This is a genomic window from Streptomyces sp. NBC_00388, assembly GCF_036061255.1.
Taxonomy (GTDB): Bacteria; Actinomycetota; Actinomycetes; order Streptomycetales; family Streptomycetaceae; genus Streptomyces.
Map to the genome: position 1 here is coordinate 6,539,653 of NZ_CP107948.1, position 16,316 is coordinate 6,555,968.

13 protein-coding genes are annotated in these 16,316 nt (G+C 70.5%); 5 read left to right on the forward strand and 8 right to left on the reverse strand.

The annotated features are described in order from the left end of the window. Positions 1-13 precede the first annotated feature (13 nt). Positions 14-1,027, reverse strand: coding sequence for a GDP-mannose 4,6-dehydratase (gmd, locus tag OG917_RS29110; RefSeq protein WP_328321200.1), 1,014 nt, complete (start codon positions 1,025-1,027; stop codon positions 14-16). A 125-nt stretch (positions 1,028-1,152) separates the two neighbouring features. Between gmd and OG917_RS29115 the strand changes: the two genes are divergently transcribed. After that, positions 1,153-2,091 carry a GDP-L-fucose synthase family protein gene (locus OG917_RS29115; RefSeq protein ID WP_328321202.1) on the forward strand — a complete coding sequence of 313 codons (939 nt, stop codon included), beginning with the start codon at positions 1,153-1,155 and terminating at the stop codon, positions 2,089-2,091. Positions 2,092-2,125: 34 nt separating this feature from the next. Here OG917_RS29115 and OG917_RS29120 read toward each other — a convergent pair whose 3' ends face one another. After that, complete coding sequence (locus OG917_RS29120; protein WP_328321204.1) at positions 2,126-3,529, reverse strand: exopolysaccharide biosynthesis polyprenyl glycosylphosphotransferase; 1,404 nt, start codon at positions 3,527-3,529, stop codon at positions 2,126-2,128. Between the two features lie 542 nt (positions 3,530-4,071). Here OG917_RS29120 and OG917_RS29125 point away from each other — a divergent pair. From OG917_RS29125 to OG917_RS29135, 3 genes are all read left to right on the forward strand, one after another. Continuing rightward, positions 4,072-5,679, forward strand: coding sequence for a glycoside hydrolase family 71 protein (locus OG917_RS29125; RefSeq protein ID WP_328321206.1), 1,608 nt, complete (start codon positions 4,072-4,074; stop codon positions 5,677-5,679). Positions 5,680-6,254: 575 nt separating this feature from the next. Next, positions 6,255-8,924 carry a glycoside hydrolase family 31 protein gene (locus OG917_RS29130; protein WP_328321208.1) on the forward strand — a complete coding sequence of 890 codons (2,670 nt, stop codon included), beginning with the start codon at positions 6,255-6,257 and terminating at the stop codon, positions 8,922-8,924. A 110-nt stretch (positions 8,925-9,034) separates the two neighbouring features. After that, complete coding sequence (locus OG917_RS29135) at positions 9,035-9,919, forward strand: sulfite exporter TauE/SafE family protein (protein ID WP_328321210.1); 885 nt, start codon at positions 9,035-9,037, stop codon at positions 9,917-9,919. 115 nt (positions 9,920-10,034) lie between these two features. Here the strand turns inward: OG917_RS29135 and OG917_RS29140 are convergent, their stop codons facing one another. From OG917_RS29140 to OG917_RS29150, 3 genes are all read right to left on the reverse strand, one after another. Further along, positions 10,035-10,715 carry a GNAT family N-acetyltransferase gene (locus tag OG917_RS29140; RefSeq protein ID WP_328321212.1) on the reverse strand — a complete coding sequence of 227 codons (681 nt, stop codon included), beginning with the start codon at positions 10,713-10,715 and terminating at the stop codon, positions 10,035-10,037. Continuing rightward, a complete protein-coding gene (locus tag OG917_RS29145) occupies positions 10,712-11,365 on the reverse strand; it encodes a GNAT family N-acetyltransferase (RefSeq protein ID WP_328321214.1) in 654 nt (217 codons plus the stop codon). Before OG917_RS29145 ends, OG917_RS29140 begins: the two co-directional genes overlap by 4 nt. Positions 11,366-11,543: 178 nt before the next feature. After that, a complete protein-coding gene (locus tag OG917_RS29150; RefSeq protein ID WP_328321216.1) occupies positions 11,544-12,062 on the reverse strand; it encodes a GNAT family N-acetyltransferase in 519 nt (172 codons plus the stop codon). Between the two features lie 198 nt (positions 12,063-12,260). Between OG917_RS29150 and OG917_RS29155 the strand changes: the two genes are divergently transcribed. Beyond that, positions 12,261-12,575, forward strand: a complete 315-nt coding sequence (locus OG917_RS29155) for a hypothetical protein (RefSeq protein ID WP_328321218.1) — start codon at positions 12,261-12,263, stop codon at positions 12,573-12,575. Between the two features lie 60 nt (positions 12,576-12,635). Here OG917_RS29155 and OG917_RS29160 read toward each other — a convergent pair whose 3' ends face one another. From OG917_RS29160 to OG917_RS29170, 3 genes are all read right to left on the reverse strand, one after another. Further along, positions 12,636-13,556, reverse strand: a complete 921-nt coding sequence (locus tag OG917_RS29160; protein ID WP_328321220.1) for a DUF2510 domain-containing protein — start codon at positions 13,554-13,556, stop codon at positions 12,636-12,638. A gap of 136 nt (positions 13,557-13,692) precedes the next feature. Beyond that, a complete protein-coding gene (locus OG917_RS29165) occupies positions 13,693-14,223 on the reverse strand; it encodes a PadR family transcriptional regulator (protein ID WP_328321222.1) in 531 nt (176 codons plus the stop codon). A 53-nt stretch (positions 14,224-14,276) separates the two neighbouring features. Next, complete coding sequence (locus OG917_RS29170; RefSeq protein WP_328321224.1) at positions 14,277-16,298, reverse strand: NADPH-dependent 2,4-dienoyl-CoA reductase; 2,022 nt, start codon at positions 16,296-16,298, stop codon at positions 14,277-14,279. Positions 16,299-16,316 lie beyond the last annotated feature (18 nt).

Below are 16,316 nucleotides of genomic sequence, written 5' to 3' on the forward strand. Positions count from 1 at the left end.
AAGTCGTGCCTTGTCAGCGGTCGATGCGGACGTTCGCACCGGCCAGTTGGTCCGTGACCTGGCGCACATCGGCGTCCACCATGATCCGGGCCAGTTCCTCCACCAGCACCTCCGGCTTCCAGCCGAGAAGTTCGTTCGCCTTGGCCGGATCGCCGATCAGGGCGTCCACCTCGCTGGGACGCTCGTACTTCGGGTCGTAACGGACGTACTCGTTCCAGTCCAGGCCCGCGTGTGCGAACGCCGTCTCCACGAACTCCCTCACCGTCGCCGCCACTCCGGTGGCCACCACGAAGTCGGTCGGCTCGTCGTGCTGGAGCATCCGCCACATCGCGTCCACGTACTCCGGGGCGTAGCCCCAGTCGCGTACGGCGTCCAGATTGCCCAGGTAGAGACGGTCCTGGAGCCCCGCCTTGATGCGTGCCACGGCGCGGGTCACCTTGCGGGTCACGAAGGTCTCGCCCCGGCGCGGCGACTCGTGGTTGAAGAGGATGCCGTTCACCGCGTACATGCCGTACGCCTCGCGGTAGTTGACCGTGGTCCAGTACCCGAAGACCTTGGCGGCGCCGTACGGGCTCCGCGGGTGGAAGGGCGTCCCCTCGTGCTGCGGGGGCGGCGTCGCGCCGAACATCTCGGAGGACGACGCCTGGTAGTAACGGGTCTCGATGCCGCTCGCCCGGATGGCCTCAAGGAGGCGCAGGGCGCCCAGGCCCGTCACGTCGCCCGTGTACAGCGGGGCGTCGAAGGAGACCCTGACATGCGACTGGGCCCCGAGGTTGTAGACCTCGTCAGGTCTGAGCTCGCGCAGCAGATTCACCAGCGCCACTCCGTCGGAGAGGTCCGCGTGGTGGAGGACGAAGGACCGGTCCGGCTGCTGAGGGTCCTGGTAGATGTGGTCGACGCGCTCGGTGTTGAAGCTGGACGACCGCCGGACGAGTCCGTGGACCGTGTACCCCTTGGAGAGCAGCAGCTCCGCCAGATAGGAACCGTCCTGACCGGTGACTCCGGTGATCAGTGCGGACTTGCTCATGTGGATTGTCCCTCTCTGGCGGACCGGTCCCGGAGGGGTCCGGGGGCCGCGGATATGTTGTGGTTCGGGAAATAAGTCAGCATCTTGCCCCCGGTGACGGGCTTCGTCCTGGCATGATCCGGCTCATGACTGATTCGCTGTTCCTGCCGGCAGGCGCCCGCATATTCGTCGCCGGCCACCGTGGACTCGTCGGATCGGCGGTGGCCCGCAGGCTCACCGCCGACGGATACGACGTCCTCACCCGCACCCGTACCGAGCTGGACCTGCGCGATGCCGCGAGCACCGCGCGCCACCTCGCCGACATGCGACCCGACGCGGTCGTCCTGGCCGCGGCCAAGGTCGGCGGCATCATGGCGAACAGCACCTACCCGGTCCAGTTCATCGAGGAGAACCTGCAGATCCAGCTGAGCGTCATCGCCGGGGCGCACCGGGCAGGGGTCGGCAGGCTGCTCTTCCTCGGCTCGTCCTGCATCTACCCGAAGCTGGCCCCCCAGCCGATCAGCGAGGACTCGCTGCTGACCGGGGCGCTGGAGCCCACCAACCAGGCCTACGCCCTGGCCAAGATCGCCGGAATCGTACAGATCCAGTCCTACCGTCAGCAGTACGGCGCGGCCTACATCTCCGCGATGCCGACCAACCTCTACGGGCCGGGCGACAACTTCGACCTGGAGACCTCGCACGTCCTGCCCGCACTGATCCGCCGCTTCCACGAGGCCCGAGCGGCCGGCCGGGACGAGGTGGTCCTCTGGGGCTCCGGCACCCCGCGCCGGGAGTTCCTCCATGTCGACGACCTCGCCGCTGCCTGCGCGCTGCTGCTCCGCTCGTACGACGGCGACGAGCCGGTCAACGTCGGGTGCGGCTCCGACCTGACGATCCGTGAACTGGCCGCCACGGTGGCGGATGTGACCGGCTTCGGGGGCCGCATCGGCTGGGACACCTCCAAGCCCGACGGGACGCCGCGCAAGCTGCTCGACATCACCCGGCTGAGCTCGCTCGGATGGAAGCCGGGCATCGCGCTGCGCGACGGGATCGCTGCCACCTACGACGCGTGGCAGCACGGCTGACACCGGGGTCGGGGCCGGCACGGACGGCGGCCGGTCAGTACGCACCGCGGCCGTCGACAACGGCGCGGAGCGTACGGGCCATCACGTCGACATCACTGGTGAACGACCAGTTGTCGACGTACTGGAGATCGAGCTGGACGGTCTCGTCCCAGGAGAGGTCGGACCGGCCGCTGACCTGCCAGAGGCCGGTCATCCCCGGCCGCACGGCCAGCCGCCGGGCCTCCGTCTCGTTGTAGAGGGCGGCCTCCTCGGGCAGCGGCGGACGCGGGCCGACCAGGGACATGACACCGAGCAACACGTTGATCAGCTGGGGAAGTTCGTCGAGGGACGTCCGGCGCAGCAGCCGGCCGGCCCGGGTGACCCTCGGGTCCCGCCGGATCTTGAACATCGGTCCGTCGGTCTCGTTCGCCGAGGCCAGTTCGGCCTTGCGGGCGTCCGCGTCCAGCCGCATCGTGCGGAACTTCCACATGACGAAGGGGGCGCCCCCCTGGCCTATCCGCTGCTGCCGGTAGAAGACCGGACCGGCGGAACTCAGCCCGACCGCGAGGGCGATCGCCAGGAACAGCGGCGCGAGCAGCAGCAGTCCCAGGCCCGCGCCCGTCCGGTCCATGACGGACTTCAGCACCGGCTGGGCCCCGCGCCGCACCGGCGGCACGATGCGCAGCAGCGCCAGCCCCGCAGCCGACGAGGGCACCATCCGCTTGACGGAGATCTCCACAAGGCCGGGAGCCAGGGCCAGTTCCACCCCGGCGTCGTGCAGCGCCCAGGACAGCCGCCGCAGCCGCTCGCCCGACATCCCCGCGCCGGGTGCGACCAGCACCACATCGGCCGCCAGGTCCCTGGCGGCGCCGAGCAGCGGCACGGTGTCGTCGGCGGTGGCCGCCGGGGCCTGCGGGGCCAGCCTGCCCGCCAGCCGCGAGCCGCTGCCCACCGCGCCGGCGCCGACCGCCACGATCCCGACCACGACGTACGGATGGTCGGTGCGGCCTGCCAGATGTCCTGCCACGTCGTCGGCCGCCACCGGTTCGCCGACGACCAGCACGCGCGTGACGACCTGGGCCTTGCGGCGGGCCGCCGCCAGATGCCGGTAGGTCACCCTGCGGCAGACGAGCGTGCACAGCAGCGACGGGAGGAGCACCAGCAGGCAGAGCAGCGGCGGGTGGTGCAGTTCGGCCGCGCTGCGGATCACGGCCAGCACACCCAGCAGGATGAGCCAGTCGTGCAGCACGGGCAGCGCGCCCCTGGACTCGCCGAGGGCGCGCTTGGTGTAGCGGTGCCGGAAGGCCCGCACCCCGAGCCAGGCGACCGCCGTCACAGCGGCCGAACGGAGGGCGTAGGGCTGCCCCTGGGCACGGAACACGAGAGCCACCGGCAGTGCTGTCGCCGCGGTGTCCGCGAACAGGGCTGCCGGCAGGTACCACGGTGCTTTCAGGCGCATCCCATGCGGGATCGCGCCTGGTGAAGTGCTGATGTCGGACGCACTTGTCTCAGGCGTTCGGACATGCCACATGTACCCCCCCGGCACGTGTTGACTGATGCGTCCCGTTTGTCGATTCCCCGATCGACGAACAGGAGTCGCAACAGGGAACAGTACGACAAACTTGAGGTCGCACAATGCCGTTTACGTAAACGTTGCGACCGATTGGCCCGGCATCCATCGGGAGACGGTGTGACGAATACGTGTTGACCTCGTGCCCTCCGGCCCGGCGACCACCCCTTCGATCATTCCTTCGACGCCACCGGGAACGCACGTGCGGGCGCAGCCGCGCCGGGGCCTGCGCATTCCGTCGTACGCGATACGGAACCGCCGCCTCAGGGGCTGCGCCGCTGGTCACCAGGGTGACAGCGCACACCGTGGCGGGCGCGGGAAAGGAACTGACCCGCCCGCCGCAGCCCGGCGCCTGTTGTCGCGAAGCCGCATTTCGGCTCTACTACTGCCCAACCCCCGCAGTGCGGGCGGCCTTTCGGGAAGGAACGACGATGGCCGAAGCGCCGGTAAGACCGTTGGCGCACCACCACCGCCGCAGATCCGCTCGGCGGCGCATCCTGTTGCCGGCCGCCGGGCTCGGCCTGTTGCTGATCTGTCTGCTGGCCGGAAGCGGAATGGCATGGTCGCCCTTCGGGGCCGACGGCAGGCCGACCGCGGGAACGCCGGCCGCCGCACCCTCCGGGCAGGCCCCGGCGGAACGCGCGGCGGTCCCCGCCCCCCGGCCGCAGCGCGTCACCGGCAAGGAGCTCCCCTTCGACCTCCCGGCGCCCGCGACGCTGCGCGGCGGCCACCACCTGGTGTTCGCGCACTACTTCACGCCGTATCCGCTGTCGCTGGACAACGAGCCGTCAGGTCAGGACTACTACAGCCGCAACTACCTGACCGCGCAGGGCGAGAACGGCAAGCACGCCCCGTACGGCGGCCTGCTGCGCGACCGTCCGCTGCCGGTCGCGCCGCGGAGCGGTGACTGGCAACTGGCCAACCTCCAGCAGGAGGTCCGCACGGCCAGGGCCGCGGGCGTCGACGGCTTCAGTGTCGACATCCTCTCGCTGACCGGGCCGAACTGGGAGCGGGTCAACCTCCTCCTGAAGGCTGCCGCCACTGCCGCGCCCGGCTTCCGGATCATGCTGATGCCGGACATGACCTCGCTGCACACCGACCCCACGACGCTGGCGGACGCCCTGGCGGGGCTGGCGGCGTCACCGGCCGCCCACCGGCTCGGGGACGGACGTCTGGTGGTCTCGCCCTTCAAGGCCGAGGCGCAGGACCCCGGCTGGTGGACGCAGCTGACCACGCGGCTGCGGGCACGTCACGGCATCCGTACGGCCCTGGTCCCGCTGTTCCTGAACTTCCCGGCGAACGCCGAGCGGTTCGCGCCGATCAGCTACGGCTTCTCGGAGTGGGGCAACCGCAGCTACAACGCCCAGGCCGGCGCCGAAGCCGATGTCGCTCTGGCCCACCGGCTGGGCAGGACCTGGATGCAGCCGGTCTCGGTGCAGGACGCCAGGCCCAACCAGGGGGTGTACGACGAGGCGGGCAACACCTCGACACTGCGGGCCGGCTGGGGCCACGCGATCGACGACGGCGCCGACTGGGTCCAGCTCACCACCTGGAACGACTACTCCGAGGGCAGCCAGTTCGCGCCCTCGCTGCACAACGGCTATGTCTACCTCGATCTCTCGTCGTACTACCTCACCCGTTTCAAGACGGGACAGTGGCCGAAGATCGTGCGGGACACGGTCTATCTCACCTCGCGGGTCCAGTTCGCCGGGACGCAGCCGGCGCCCGGGGCGCAGCAGGAGCTGATGAGTCCCCGCGCGGGGACGGCCCCGCCCCGCGACATGGTGGAGGCGCTGACGTTCCTGACCGCGCCCGCCGTTCTGGACACGGTGGTGGGGACGGACCGGCAGAGCCATCCGGTACCCGCCGGGGTCCGGCCCACCCTGGTTCCGCTGCACACGGGATGGAGCGCGGCCACGGTGCGCAGGGACGGCCGGACGGTGGCGGAGGTGACCTCGCGCCATCCGGTGCGGAGCCGGGTCGAGGTGCAGGACCTCCAGTACTACGCCGCGACCAGCGGCCGTCCGGACACCCCCTGAACGTGACAGGACCGAACTGACCCGGGCATGCCAGGAGGCCCGTTACCCCTTGCGAGGAGAGGGGTAACGGGCCTCCGGTGTGTCCGGCGCCGGGCGGGGCGGGCGCGGCCGGCGGTCCGGCTGTTCACGGGGGCGAGACGAGCACCGGGCGGATCTGCGGGCCGTGACGTCGAGGGGGCGGCGGCGAGCATGGGGGAAATCTGCGTTTGATGGGTCGACGATGAGTCTTCAAGAAGTGAAGAGCAATGGAGTGAGGGAGCGCTCTCTGATGGGCCGGGTCCCCACTCCGGGGGTGCGCCACGTCAAGAGTTGTGCGAAAAACGGTCGCGTGGACCGAAGATTTTCCAACTCTGTTGCATAAAGCCGTCGTTGAAGGCCGGGCGGGCGTTCCCGTCATTCCCGTGGACAAGGGGGTCACCGGTCGGTGCCCGGCCTGGATGAGGGGTGCGGACCGCTCCGAAACGTTGACATGTACTGACCGGAAGGTGAATTGTGATGCTCGAAATTCAAGTGTTCCAAGCATGTCTGCGCAGGCATTGCACATTTTACTGTTCAGTACGAACGGAGAACACTCCTTGCGAATCCTCAGAAGCCGCCCCCGGCAGGGTGCGGCCGCCGCGGTGTCGGTGCTGGTACTCGCCCTCACCACCCTGACCGTCCCGTCGTCGCAGGCGCAGGCAGCCGCGGCGCCGTCCGGGACCCTCGACAGCGGGACGAAGAGCGTCACCTGGCAGAGCCCCGTCTACGCCAAGGGGACCGTGGACGGACCCGACAAGTGCGGTACGGCGGCCGACGATCCGGACCAGGCCAAGTGCGCCCGCTTCGATCTGACCGTGAACCCGCCGGCAGGTGAGTGGGACGACAATCCGGAGGGCGGCGTCCCCGTCTCCATCCAGTGGCAGACACCCACCGACGACTTCGACATGTACATCTACGACAAGGACAACAAGCAGGTCGCGTCGAGCGCCGGTACCGCCGACCCCGAGGCGACGGTCATTCCCAAGGCCTCGGGTACGTACCACGTGGTGGTCGTCCCGTACACCGTCCACGACAACTCCTTCACCGGCAAGGCGTACCTTCCCGAGTCCACCGACGCGGGGAACCTCACCGGTTTCAGCGGCTCCCACGGCACCTACGACATCGCGGCCGGTGACCTCAGGACGCGTGCCTCGTTCTTCACCGACGAGACCATGCGGCTCCAGGCCTCCCCCGACGGCGACCTCTCAGGTCCCGCGGGCAGCCACATGATCCAGAAGCAGCCGGCGGTCCAGTCGCGCACCTCCACCTTCAACGCCGGTTCCTACTACGGGATCCGGTCGAAGGGTGTCGTGCTGCGCGTCTACAAGAAACCGCTCACCTTCGCCCTGTACAAGGCGGACAACCGTACGGTCATCTGGGCGGAGGCCGACCCGCTGCGCTGGACGACGGGCGGGATGCGGCAGAGCCTGAAGCGCGGGTCCAAGGAGCAGTTCTTCGGCGGCGGTGAGCAGAACGGCAGCTTCTCCCACCGCGACCAGGTCATGAACGTCGGCAACAACACCAACTGGGACGAGGGCGGCTACAACAACTCCCAGCCGTTCTACATCTCCACCGCCGGATACGGCGTCTTCCGCAACACCATGACGCCCGGCGTGTACGACTTCGGCTCGCCGGTCCGCACCGGCCAGCAGGAACGGCGTCTGGACGCCTACTACTTCACCGGTGACACCAAGAAGGTCATCGGCGAGTACACCTCGCTGGTCGGCAAGCCGTTCATGCCGCCGGTGTACGGGCTCGAACCGGGCGACTCCGACTGTTACCTGCACAACGCCAACCGGGGTGAGCGCCACACGCTGGACTCGCTGAAGATCGCGGACGGCTACACCCAGAACCAGATGCCGCTCGGCTGGATGCTGGTCAACGACGGCTATGGATGCGGCTACGAGGACCTGCCGCAGACCGGCACCGGTCTGAACAAGAGCCACGCCCAGCTCGGACTGTGGACCCAGGACGGTCTGCCGAACCAGGCCGAGGAGGCCAAGGCCGGGGTGCGCGTCCGCAAACTGGACGTCGCCTGGGTCGGCAACGGCTACGGCATGGCGCTCGACGCCTGCGACGAGGCCAAGGCCGGCATCGAGGACAACAGCGACGCCCGCGGATTCGTCTGGCTGCCGGTCTCCTGGGCCGGCGCCCAGCGCTGCGGGGTGCTCTGGAGCGGTGACCAGAAACTGTCCTGGGACTACCTCCGCTGGCAGATCCCGACCTACGCGGGTGCGACGCTGTCCGGCATCGCGTACAACACGGGTGACGTCGGCTCGATCTACGGCCACGACCCCAAGATGTACGCCCGGGACCTCCAGTGGAAGGCGTTCCTGCCGGCCATCATGACGATGGACGGCTGGGCCAGCGACCTCACCACCAAGAAGCCGCACGATCAGCAGCCGTGGCTCGACGGGGAGCCGTACACCTCCATCAACCGGAAGTACCTGCAGCTGAAGGAGCGGCTGCTGCCGTACATGTACACGCTGTCCAAGGACGCCACGAAGACCGGCGTCGGGTCCGTGCGACCGCTCTCGCTTGAGTACCCGGACGACCCGGCGACGCTCGGGGCGGACGCCAAGTACGAGTTCATGTCCGGCTCGGACTTCCTGGTCGCTCCCGTCTACAGCGACACCGACGTGCGCAACGGCATCTACCTGCCGAAGGGCACGTGGACCGACTACTGGACGGGCAAGACCTACCAGGGCCCGACCACCATCAACGGTTACAAGGCGCCCCTCGACACGCTTCCGCTGTTCGTCAAGGGCGGCTCGATCGTGCCGATGTGGCCCAAGGGCACGACGTCCTGGGAGACGCGGGACAAGAGCGAGCTGGACTACGACATCTACCCGAAGGGCACCACGGACTACACGCTCTACGAGGACGACGGCGTGACGCGGAAGTTCGCCGGGGGCTCGTCGGCCACCCAGCACGTCCAGGTGAAGGCCCCCGCCCACGGAAAGGGCGCCACCACCATCAAGGTCGGTGCCAGTGTGGGCCGTTACACGGGCAAGCCCGCAGCCCGCTCGTACACCTTCACGGTGCACGCCAAGGACGCGCCGTCCCAGGTGGTCCTGGCCGGCGGGAAGCTGCACCGGCTGGGCACCGCGAAGGAGTTCGCGGCGGCCGGGTCCGGCTGGTACACGGATCCCGGTACCGGGAACACCCGGATCAAGACCCCGTCGCTCTCCACCGGCCACGGCTTCTCGGTCGCGCTGCGGAGGTAGCGGAACCGGAGTGGTGAGAGGTCAGGGGCCGTCCGGCGACGGCCCCTGACCTGCGCCCGGGGCCGTCGGCGGACGGCCGGCCGAGGGGAGGCGATACCATCCCCAGCTCTATGGACACGATGAACGTCACCGGAGACATATGGGGCATGGCCGCCCTCGCGGCGGCAGCCATGCTGGTCGGATTCTCCAAGACCGCGGTCAGCGGCGCCAACACCATCAGCCTCGCGGTGTTCGCCGCGCTCCTGCCCGCCAGGGAGTCGACCGGGGTGCTCCTGCCCGTGCTGATCGCCGGAGACGTGTTCGCGGTCCTCACCTACCGCAAGCACGCCCACTGGCCGACGCTCCTGCGGCTGTTCCCGGCCGTGGCCGTGGGGGTACTGATCGGCACCGGGTTCCTGTTCTGGGCCGACGACGCGGTGGTCCGCACCTCGATCGGCGCGATCCTGCTGTTCATGGCGGGCGTCACCCTGTGGCGCCGGCGCACCACGGAAGCGGCCCGCCCCGCCGCCGGCGGCCCGCAGGACCCGCGAGCGGGCGGCGGCTTGACGGGGGAGGGCGCTGCCGAGGCCGGTGGTTCCGGGGGCAGCGGCGCTCCGGCGGGCGCCGTCACGGGCAAGGACGCCGCGGCGCCCGTGCGCGGCGGGCGGATCATGGCCCGCGCTTACGGGGTACTCGGCGGGTTCACCACGATGGTCGCCAACGCGGGCGGACCTGTCATGTCGCTCTATCTGATCTCGGCGGGCTTCCAGAAGCTGGGCTTCCTCGGCACGTCGGCCTGGTTCTTCCTGATCGTCAACACCGCCAAGGTGCCCTTCAGTGTGGGCCTGGGCCTGATCGACGCCAGATCGCTGCTGCTGGACGCCGTGCTGCTGGTCTTCGTCGTACCCGGCGCCTTCATCGGCCGGGCCTGTGTGCACCGGATCAACCAGCGGCTCTTCGAGCGGCTGGTGATCGGCGCGACCGTACTGGGCGGCGCCGAGCTGCTCCTGCACTGAGCTGCTCCTGCACTGAGCTGCTCCTGCACTGAGCTGCCACTGCCCCGAGCTGCCACTGCCCCGAGTTGTCGCTGTCCCGGGCTGTCACTGCCCTGGGCTGCTGCCGCGGGGTCTGCTACCGGCCCGAGCCGCCCCGCTCACGGAGATCCATCACCATCACCGAACCCCACTCCCGGCGTTCGGCCTCGGCGAAACCGAGCGCGAGATAGAAGGCGCGCGCCCCGGGGTTCCCGCTGCCGACACCGAGGTGCAGCCCCCGCACCCCGCGCTCCCGCAACTCCTCCAGCAGGGCCGACATCAGACGGCGGCCGAGTCCGGCCCCCTGGCCGCGCGGGAGGATGTCGATGTGCAGATGTGCGGGGTGGGTCTCGTACAGGGGGTCGTCGCCCCGCAGCGGTGTGCCGTGGAGCTGGGCCACCCGCTGCCAGTCCCTGCTCCCGTCGCCCGGATCGACCGCCAGGGACTCCGGGTGGCGCAGACGCAGCGGCGCGTACCAGTGGTCCTCCCGCCACCTCTCGTACGCGGCGGAGTCCGCTGTCGCCACGACGTAACCGAGGACCCCGGAGGCGTCGGCGGCCACGAAGGTCAGGCCCGGATCGGCTGCCGGGTAGGGGCCCGCGTACACATGGCCCAGCAGATCGGGATCGTGGTAGAGCGCGCCGGCGTCCCTGCCGGAGTCCCCGGTCAGCAGGCACACCCGGTACATGCCCGGCAGGTCGAAGGGCTGGTACGGCCGTACGCGGACGGACTTCGGGGGGCCGCCGGGGGTCCGGGGCGTGGTGGGCTCGGCTGTCATCCTGCCAGCGTAGGCGGGGAAGCGGAAGTACGGTCTCCGGTACTGCGGCCGAGATAGGTCAGGGGGCCCGCGTCGTGCACCGGGATCTCGTGGAACCCGAGTCTGTCGTAGAACGCCCGCGCCGGGGTGTTGGCCGTGACCATGCCCAGATGCACGGCGCGCACGCCCTGTGCGGCCAGCGCACCGAGGAACCGTGTCATCAGGGCGCGCCCGAACCCGGCACGCTGATGGCCGGGCAGCAGATCGATGTGCAGATGGGCGGGGTACGCGCCCAGTTCGGGCAGCACCATGCGCTCGGGGCTGTGCAGCAGGGCGGCCATCTGATCGGCCGGTGTCCGGAGCGGCCGGGCCGGATCGGGGTACCGGCCGGCGACCGTGGGCAGCCACTCCTCACGGAACCGTTCGGCGAAGAGGGCGGTGTCGGCGGTGCCGACGATGTACCCGACGGCCAGGCCGCCGCCGTCGTCGACGACGAAGGTGAGACCGGGTTCGAGCTCCGCGTAGGGCCCGGCGAAGACGCTGGGCAGCAGTGCGTGATCCGCGTACAAGTACCGTGCGTCGCCGCCCTCTTCACCGGTCCGTATGCAGATCTCGTAGAGCGCCGCCCGGTCCGCGGGGCGGTAGGGGCGCACGAAGGGCTGAGGAGTCACAGCAGCCACTATGGGCGACGGGGGAGCGCTCCCACAAGCGGATTGCGGCGGAGCGCGGACGGGCGGCGGGGCGGCGGGGGAGGGGCCGGACGGGTGTCCGGAGTGCATCCGGTGCCCCGGCGCGCGACCGTCCGGTGTGCGGCGTGCGGGCGCTCACGGCCTGCCCCCGCACGCCGGGTCACCCGGCGGTCAGCTCGTACGCCCACAGCCCGTCGAGGTCGGCGATCCGGGTGAACCCGGCCCGGCGCAGCACCTGCTGGGAGGGGAGATTGCCCGGGTCGGTGGTGGCCAGCACCGTGTGCACGGAGGGCAGTTGCAGCGTCCAGCCGGAGAGTGCGGTCACCGCGTCGGTGGCCCAGCCCGCACCCCGGGCCGATTCGGTGAGGTCGTAGCCGATCTCCACCCTGCCGTCGGACGGCGGCCCGTGGAACCCGATCCCGCCCAGCGTGACGCCGTCGGTGGCCCGCTGGATCGCGAACAGCCCCCACCCGGGCAGGTACGCGCCGGCTTCGGCGGCCATCGCCACCATCTTCCCGGCGATCTGCGTCCCGCTGCCCGGAGACGCGTCGAGCCAGTCCAGCCCGGCGGGGGAGCCCTCGGCGAGCACGGCGGCCGCTGCGGGCGACTGCTCACGCAGGGTCAGCCGCTCCGTCTCCAGGACGAGCAGACCGTTCTCTCGGAAGTAGCGCAGGGTCATGGCGTCGGTCCACCTCGTTACGGGGAGCGGAGACCGGCGCCTCCGTGAACACAGCCCGGACAGTATCTCCCGGCCGCCGTACCCGCGGATGATTTCCGCACCGGGGGAACCCGTCCGGCCGGGGTGCCGCGGGCCCCCGCGAGGAACCGGCCGGACTCGTCGGCGCCGACCGCGTCCCCTCCGTTACGATTCCGGCTCATGAGCACTCCTGACCAGAGCGAAGCGGTGGACACGGACCTGACCGACCCCGCGAAACCGGGCCTGACACCTCGTCAGGCCCGGCGGATACGGATAGCGGTGGCCTCCGTCATGATGGCCGCGGTCGCGCTGGTGCTCGCGGAGCGGATCACCAGCCGGTCGTCCCTGCTGGTGGTCGCCGACTACGGCATGGCACTGATCCTCTGCGGTGTGGTCATCGAGCTCAGCCGCAGCGGCCGTACCAGGCTCGCGAGCTGGCTGCTCGCCGTGGGGCTGGTGGCCGCGGTCGCCGCCGACTGGCTCGTACTGCCCTGACGCTCGCCGGCGCGCGCCCTGCCCTGCGGCCCCGGGCGCCCGCCGCGCGGCGGTCCCGGGTCAGGTGCCCTGGCCCGATCCGGTCCCCGAAGCGGAGGCCGCCTTGATGCCCTTGGTGATCTCGTCCATGACGGAGAGCGAGGGGGCCTTGGCATTGATGTCGAAGCCGGAGCGTACGACGATCAGCGCGCCCTGGGCCTGCGGGGACGGGAAGGCGAGTGACTGCACGTACCCGTCGTCGCCCTTCTTCGTCACCACCTTCCAGCGCACCAGGTAGCCCTTCTGACCGGCGACGGTGACGGCTGCGGACTTCAGTATCCGGTGCGAGGTGATGCCCGACGAACTGTCCCCGTACGACTCCTTGGCGTTTCCCGCGATGTCCTTCTTCGCGGCGGCCTCCGGGTCGGTCGCCGAGATCTTCAGCGCGATGGCAGGCTCGGAGAACACCCCGCCGCGTACGCACTGCGCGGGCTTGCCGTCGTCCCCGGTTCCGCCCGGACAGGTGTACTTGCCGATGGTCACCCCGGCGCCGACGGTCCCCGACTGGCCGGTCCAGCCCTTCGGCACGGGAATGCTGATGCCACTGGCCGCGTCGGTGGCGTAGCCGTCCTCCGTGGGCGGTGCCTGCCGGCCGGGCTGGTCCCCGCCGCCGCCGCTGTCGCTGCCGCCGCCTTCACCTCCGCTGCCACCGCCGGGCATACCGGGGCGGCTGGGAGCGCCGGAGGGCGCGGTCGCGGCGTCCGGTGTGTGCCCGGAGTCCGAGCCGCGGGTCAGCAGATAGACACCGCCTCCGACAGCCGCCAGGACCACGACGGCGGCCGTCACCGCGGCGCCGGTCCGCACCCGGCGGCGCCGGGTCGCCGCAGGCGGTACGCGCAGGTGGTCGGTCCACTGGGCACCGTCCCACCAGCGTTCCTGGACAGGGCCTATTCCTGTATACCCGGGGTCTGTGTGCCAGCCGGGAGGGCTCATCTGGGTCACAGCCGCCACCGTAGCCGGGCTGCGTGAAAATCACATGAAACGGGTCGGGAGCGGAGGGGGCCCGACGCGGGGGCATTACCGGACCCGGTGCTGACGCGGGGGGATCCGTGACGTCCGTGGCCGTCCGGCCCCGGCGTCAGCGGTCGGTGAACTCCGGCAGGGCCTCGGTGAGCCAGGCGATCCAGTACCTCTCCAGATCGATGCCGCCGCGCAGCACCAGGTGCTGGAGACGGGCCTCCGCCGACCTGACCGGGGGCGCGAAGTCACGTTCCTCGATGGCCAGGTACTCCGCCAACTGCCGCTCGTGCAGACGCAGGTGGCGCTCCAGCTCGTCGCCGAGCCCCTGCGTCCCCACCACGGCCGCCGCCCGCAACCGCAGCAGCAGGGGGTCGCGTACCGCTCTGGGGTCCTCCGCCCTGGCCACCCAGGCCGTCAGTTCGGCACGCCCCTCAGGCAGGACCTCGTACTCCCGCTTCTGGCCCCGCGACGGCTGCTGCGGCAGCGGGCGGATGAAACCGGACTGCTCCAGTTTGGCCAGCTCCCGGTAGATCTGCTGATGCGTCGCCGGCCAGAAGTACCCGATCGATCTGTCGAATCTCCGGGTCAGCTCAAGCCCCGACGACGGCTTTTCGAGCAGGGCGGTGAGGATGGCGTGCGGAAGGGACATGCGGGCATCCTAGAGAGGTCCCGGCCGGGTGCCGGCGCTCCCGGCGCGGTGGGTCAGACCCGGGCGGCCAGCTCGGTCCCCTGGCGTACGGCCCGCTTGGCGTCCAGCTCGGACGCCACGTCGGCGCCTCCGATCACGTGGACCGGATGCCCCGCGGCGTGCAGCGCCTCGTACAGTTCGCGGCGCGGCTCCTGGCCGGTGCAGAGCACGACGGTGTCGACGGGGATCACCTGGCCGACGCCGTCGACGGTGATGTGCAGGCCCTCGTCGTCGATCCGTTCGTACGTCACGCCCGCGACCATCGTGACGCCGCGGTGCTTCAGTTCGGCGCGGTGGATCCAGCCCGTGGTCTTCCCGAGCCCCGCACCGACCTTGCCCGTCCTGCGCTGGAGCAGATGCACGGTCCGCGGTGAGGCCGCGCGGACCGGCGCGCACAGGCCGCCGGGCGCGCGGTGTTCGGTGTCGACACCCCACTGACGGAAGAAGACCGCCGGGTCCTGGCTCGCCGACTCGCCGCTGTCGGTGAGGAACTCCGCCACGTCGAAGCCGATCCCGCCGGCGCCGATGACCGCGACACGCTGTCCCACCCGCACGCTGTCCCGCAGCACTTCGAGGTAGCCGACGACACTGGGGTGGTCGAGCCCGGGGATGTCCGGGGTGCGCGGGACGACCCCGGTGGCGAGCACGATCTCGTCGAACCCCCCGGCGGTGAGGGTCTCCACGGTGGCGCGGGTCTTCAACCGCACGTCGACGCCGCGCAGTTCGAGCTGCACGCGGAAGTAGCGCAGGGTCTCGTCGAACTCCTCCTTGCCCGGGATCCGGCGCGCCACGTTCAGCTGCCCGCCGATCTCGTCCGCGGCGTCGAAGAGGGTCACCGCATGGCCGCGTTCGGCAGCCGAAACGGCGAAGGCGAGTCCGGCGGGACCGGCACCGACCACGCCGATGCGCTTGCGGCGGCGGGTCGGGGAGAGGACCAGCTCGGTCTCCCGGCAGGCGCGCGGGTTGACCAGACAGGAGGTGATCAGGCCGCTGAAAGTGTGGTCGAGGCAGGCCTGGTTGCAGCCGATGCAGGTGTTGATGGTGTCGGCGCGGCCCTGCCCCGCCTTGGCGACGAACTCCGGATCGGCCAGGAAGGGCCGGGCCAGCGACACCATGTCCGCACAGCCCCCGGCCAGCAACTCCTCAGCGAGTTCCGGGGTGTTGATGCGGTTGCTGGTGATCACGGGGATGGTGACCGCCCCCATGACCTTCTTCGTCACCCAGGTGTAGGCGCCACGGGGCACCGAGGTCACGATGGTCGGGATCCGGGCTTCGTGCCAGCCGATCCCGGTGTTGATGAGGGTGGCCCCCGCTGCCTCGATCTGCCGGGCGAGCGCGATCACTTCCTCCTGCGAGGAGCCGCCGGGGACAAGGTCGAGCATGGAGAGCCGGTAGATGAGGATGAAGTCGGGCCCCACCCGTTCGCGCACCCGGCGGACGATCTCCAGGGGGAAGCGGATGCGATTTTCGTACGATCCGCCCCAGCGGTCCTCGCGGTGGTTGGTCTGCGCCGCGATGAACTCGTTGATCAGATAGCCCTCGGACCCCATGATCTCGACACCGTCGTACCCGGCCTCGCGGGCCAGCCCGGCGGCGCGGACGAAGTCCTCGATGGTCTGCTCGACCTCGTCGTCGGTGAGGGCGTGCGGCACGAACGGGCTGATCGGCGCCTGGACGGCGCTCGGCGCCCCCAGGCCGGGGTGGTAGGCGTACCGGCCGAAGTGCAGGATCTGCATGGCGATCCGGCCGCCCGCCCGGTGGACGGCCGCCGTCACGGTCGCGTGCTGGGCGGCCTCGGCCGCGGTGGTCAGCTTGGCGCCGCCGTCGAGCGGCCTGCCCTGCTCGTTGGGGGAGATCCCGCCCGTCACGATGAGCCCGGCACCGGCGCGGGCGCGGGCCGCGTAGAACTCGGCCATCCGCTCGAAGCCGTCCGGTGCCTCTTCGAGTCCGAGGTGCATCGATCCCATCACGACGCGGTTGGGCAGCGTCATGAAGCCGAGGTCGAGGGGGCTCAGCAAGTGGGGGTACGGGCTCATCCGAGGCCTCCGGTGCGC